A 4,978-nucleotide genomic window follows, 5' to 3' on the forward strand; every position below is an offset into this window, starting at 1 on the left:
CGCTCCTTGCGGTTAGGAATTGTATTTATTTAAACGCTAAGGACACAAGGTTTTTTCGCTAAGGCCGCAACTTAATACGCATTTTACTTTAAGTTTAAAACCTAAACACTTCTTCGTTTTAACTTCTACGCGGTTACTTTGCGTCTCTGCGACTTTGCGAGAGAAAAAGTTCAAAATTCAAAGTTTCAGATTTCGAGTTCAACTTCATTTTCAATTTCGATTTCAATTTCGATTTCGATTTCGATTTCTACCGCGTTAAAAAGTCTGTTAATGCACACTTCGATTCTCATTAATTTATAGGAAATGACTAACTTTTCAACAATTAATCTAAAAACTCAAGCGCATTATGCAGTTATTCAATAAAATAAAATCCGTCATCAATTTGATGAAAGAAGTTGATTTTGCCGATTTAAGCAAAATTTCAGAAAAGATTGATTTACCTAAAATCATGAAAACCGTGGGCGAATTAGATGATAAACAACTCGACGGACTCATGAAAATGCTGACTGAAAAAAGCAAAAAAGGCCAACACCAACTCCCTCCTATTGATGGCGATTTTTACGATCTCGATTTAAAACTCACACAAGAACAGCGCGCCATTCAAATGAAAGTCCGCACGTTTATGCAAGAAGAAATAGAACCGATTGCGAACGATTATTGGAAAAAAGCCAAATTCCCCATGGAAATCATTCCCAAGTTGGCCGCATTGAATATTTGTGGAATTGCTTATCGCGGCTACGGCTGTCCTGATCTTCCGTTTATTATGGAAGGAATTATTGCCGAAGAAATGGCGCGCGTGGATGTTTCGATTTCGACATTTTTCGGAGTACATAGCGGCTTGGCCATGGGTTCGATTTACCTCTGCGGAAGCGAAGAGCAAAAAGAAGAATGGTTGCCAAAAATGCAAAAAATGGAACTGATCGGTGCCTTTGGTTTAACCGAACCTAATATAGGAAGTGGCGTGGCCGGCGGAATGGAAACCACTTGCAAATTGGAAGGCGACGAATGGATTTTGAACGGCCAAAAAAAATGGATTGGAAATGCCACCTTTGCGGACGTCACCATTATTTGGGCAAGAGACGAAGAAACCAACAAGGTGAAAGGTTTTTTGGTAAGAAAAGATACGCCAGGATTTTCAACCGAAAAAATTGAAGATAAAATGGCGTTGCGTACGGTTCAGAATGCCATCATCACTTTAAAAGATTGCAGAATTCAAGAAAAAGACCGCCTTCAAAATGCCAATTCGTTTAAAGATACCGCCAAAGTATTGCGCATGACCAGAGCTGGCGTTGCTTGGCAAGCGGTTGGTTGCGCCAGAGGTGCTTATGAAAACGCACTGAAATACACCAAAAAACGTGAACAATTTGGCAAACCAATCGCCTCGTTTCAATTGATTCAAAACCATTTAGTAGAAATGTTGTCCAATTTAACCGCTATGAAAACGATGGTCTATCGTCTTTCTGAATTACAAGATCAAGGCTTGCTAACCGACGAACATGCGTCCTTGGCAAAAGTATTCTGTTCTTTGAGAACTCGCGACGTCGTGAGTCAGGCAAGGGAAGTTATGGGCGGCAACGGTATTTTGTTGGAATATAATGTAGCACGTTTTGTGGCCGATGCGGAAGCCATTTATTCTTACGAAGGCACTAAAGAAATAAACACTTTAATTGTGGGGCGAGCAATTACCGGCTATAGTGCGTTTGTATAAAAAATACACATTTTATAATATGGAACATTATCGACCATATTCATTCATAATCGCAAGCATTTAACATCTGTAGAAATGGTATCATAAAACATTTACAAATGGTCGATTGTAATATTTTACATTCTTAAATTTTTGATAAATTATGTCTTTAAATTAATATCTTTCGCTGACTTTTCAGACTTTTGCTACAGACCTCACTTTCCCACTTACAAGACTGTCCATGAAGTATTCAGAATCTAAAAATTAAAGGAAAATTATTTGAAAAACATACACTTTATAGTGAATCCTGCAGCTGGTTCTGGCAACCATCTTATAAGTCGAGAATTTTTGGAAAATTTCTTTGAAAAGGAAGACTATGCGATTACCATAAAAAATTCTGATTATAAGAAACATGCCAAAGCACTAACTCATACTTCCATCACAGAAGATGCCGACATTATTGTAGCCTGTGGCGGCGATGGCACCATAAATGAAGTGGCCTCGTGTTTAGTAAATACGAACATCATTTTAGGTATTATCCCCTTAGGATCAGGAAACGGATTGGCCTCCAATTTAAAAATACCAAAAACTATTGAAAGTGCCATCGCTCTTATAAAAACAAAAAGCGTGAAGAAAATTGATGTTGGCCTTATCAACGAACATTATTTTTTTAGCAATACAGGTATTGGCATTGATGCGCAAGTGATTAGACATTATGAAAATTCCAACCAAAGAAAATTGCTCAGCTATATCAAATCAACTTTAAAAGCTTTAAAAGATTTGAATTATGGAAATGAAATAACGGTCGAAATAAACGGCGAAAAGATTCAAACCAATCCTTTTATGGTTTTTATTTCCAACTCCAATGAAATGGGCTATAAAATCAGTTTAACACCCATGGCGTCTTTACAAGATGGCTTGTTGGATGTGCTTATCGTTTCAAAAATATCACGGTTAAAGTCGCTTTACTTTGGGTTTTTAATCTTGATTAAAAAACACCATTTGATTAAGGAAGCAAAATGCTATCAAGCCAATGCCATCAAAATTCATCAAGCCAATAAAAAGGTGTATGAAAGTCAAATTGATGGCGAGTTTTTCAATATCAATAGCGAAGCCATTAACATTTCCTTGTTGGAAAAATCACTTCACGTTATTGCCTAATCCTTCGAATTGAAATTAAATTTTTGGATCACATAACCGTTGAGTTTGTAAAAAATCGTTCCTGTGATCACACCAAAAATCATTCCCACAAGAACATCCAAAGGATAATGTACCCCAATATAAATACGGCTGTAGCTCATCAAGATTGCCCAAACAATCATGATATACAGTAAATACTTAAAGCGTTTTTTTAAAGTCAACCCAATAAAAAACGCCACCGCCATCGTATTGGAAGCATGCGCAGAATAGAATCCATATTGACCGCCACAATATGATTTAACGAGACGCATAGTCTCCATCAATTCTGCTAAATGGCATGGTCTCAATCTGTGGAATCCGTTTTTAAAAAGATTGGAGGTTTGATCGGCAACCACAATCATTAAGGCAACCACAACAATAGTTGTAAAAAATGCTTTTAACGGCAATTGCCTAAAAATCAGATAAAGGAGTAAAGCGTAAAATGGAATCCAAGTGAATTTTGAGGTATAGATTAACCAAAACAAATCCCAGGAGGATGTTCCCAAGCCGTTCAAAAACATAAAAACCTCAGTATCCCACTGTAATATTTGATCAATCATTATTCATTATATCTTTCGATTTCTCGGTCGTAAAAATCTGTAGCCTCCTGAATCAAATTCTCTGTACCAGAAGCGATTTCCTTTTCATCATGTTCATCAAATTCCTCCATCCACTCTACTTCGTCATCCTCTAAATTTAATATGAATCGAGGAAATTCAGTGTGAATGATGTAAATAGCATCTGGAAAATCTGTGTTATCGCCGAGGATGAATTTTGGTAGTTCCATGTTTTGAAGTTATGAGTTATGAGTACTTAAAGTGTGCAAAGTTATCACTATTTTCAAAAATCCAATCGTCAAACTAACTTTAAGTACTCAAGGTACTTCAAATACTTTAAGTTCTAAACTTAAGCCATTTTAGGCACTTCCGACTTTATGAGTTTTTTGGTCAAATAATTAAATCTGATGAACAATAATATGGCGGCACTCGTTAGTCCGGCGATAAGCCCTAACCAAATCCCAGTACTTCCTAACGCCTCTTCTTTTCCAAAATAATAACTAATAGGAAATCCGATAGCCCAATAGGATATAAAGGTCAAAATTGTCGGAATTTTGACATCCTGAAGACCTCTAAGGGCGCCGAGGGCAACGACCTGCAAACTATCACTAATCTGAAAAATAGCAGCCAACAAAAGTAGGGTGGACGCAATGGCTACTACTTCTCTCGTGTCAATAGCGTTGATAGGATCATCTAAATCCACGTAAATCGTTGGAAGGACATTATGCAATAAGAAAAATACAACCGCAGAAACCACTGCAATAACAACGCCCAACAAGAAAATAGAAATGGCAATACGTCGCAATTCCGTGAAATTATTAAGTCCTTTTTGATTGCCGACACGAATCATCGCGGCCACACTTAATCCTGATGCGACCATAAAGGTCATGGACGCCAAATTTAAAGCGATTTGATTTGCCGCTTGCGGATTTTGTCCTAAGGTACCACTAAGCCATACGGCAGAAGTAAAAATAGCCACTTCAAAAAACATTTGCATGGCACTTGGCAACCCAATATTTATGATCTTTTTGAGCATAGGCGATTCCAAAACAAAAATCTTGATGTCGGTAACAAAAGCCTTCGATTTCTCACGTGCTCTCAACAACCACCATAAGAAAAAAACCATCACGACCCTAGAAATCAAAGTCCCTATAGCCGCTCCAACAATCCCCAATTCCGGAAATCCGAACTTCCCAAAAATCAAAAGATAATTGAGCAACACATTAATCAAGTTAGCTAAAATGGTAGCGTACATCGGATATTTTGTCAAGGACAATCCGTCGCTAAATTGTTTAAAGGCCTGAAAAACGATGAGTGGAATCAATGAAAACGCCACCAAATCCAAATAAGGAATGGCTAATGCCACTACTTCTTCAGGTTGATCCATAATTAGCATCAATGGTTTTGCCAAAAGAAGTAACGCGAACAACACAATCCCCAAGGCTGTACACAAAAACAAGCCATGTTTTAATGCCGATTTTCCCTTTGCAAAATCCTTTTCTGTATCCGCTTCTGCCACCAAAGGCGTAATTGCTGTAGAAAAACCAATCCCCAA

At 37.6% G+C, this 4,978-nt stretch carries 5 protein-coding genes; 2 read left to right on the forward strand and 3 right to left on the reverse strand.

The genetic code is table 11. From position 1 onward, the window contains the following. Positions 1-346: 346 nt before the first annotated feature. Positions 347-1,708, forward strand: coding sequence for an acyl-CoA dehydrogenase family protein (locus tag ABIQ28_RS13310; RefSeq protein ID WP_348038109.1), 1,362 nt, complete (start codon positions 347-349; stop codon positions 1,706-1,708). A gap of 258 nt (positions 1,709-1,966) precedes the next feature. Further along, on the forward strand, positions 1,967-2,848 hold the full coding sequence (locus ABIQ28_RS13315) for a YegS/Rv2252/BmrU family lipid kinase (protein WP_348038111.1): 882 nt from the start codon (positions 1,967-1,969) through the stop codon (positions 2,846-2,848). Here the strand turns inward: ABIQ28_RS13315 and ABIQ28_RS13320 are convergent. The 3 genes from ABIQ28_RS13320 to ABIQ28_RS13330 all read right to left on the reverse strand — a co-directional run. After that, on the reverse strand, positions 2,845-3,426 hold the full coding sequence (locus ABIQ28_RS13320) for a phosphatase PAP2 family protein (protein WP_348038113.1): 582 nt from the start codon (positions 3,424-3,426) through the stop codon (positions 2,845-2,847). The genes ABIQ28_RS13315 and ABIQ28_RS13320 overlap by 4 nt on opposite strands. Next, a complete protein-coding gene (locus tag ABIQ28_RS13325) occupies positions 3,426-3,653 on the reverse strand; it encodes a hypothetical protein (RefSeq protein ID WP_348038115.1) in 228 nt (75 codons plus the stop codon). Before ABIQ28_RS13325 ends, ABIQ28_RS13320 begins: the two co-directional genes overlap by 1 nt. 119 nt (positions 3,654-3,772) lie before the next feature. Next, positions 3,773-4,978 (reverse strand): MATE family efflux transporter (locus tag ABIQ28_RS13330; protein WP_348038117.1); only part of this gene is annotated, 1,206 nt, incomplete at its 5' end.

Origin of the sequence: Gelidibacter sp. (genome assembly GCF_039916245.1) — a bacterium.
Taxonomy (GTDB): Bacteria; Bacteroidota; Bacteroidia; order Flavobacteriales; family Flavobacteriaceae; genus Gelidibacter.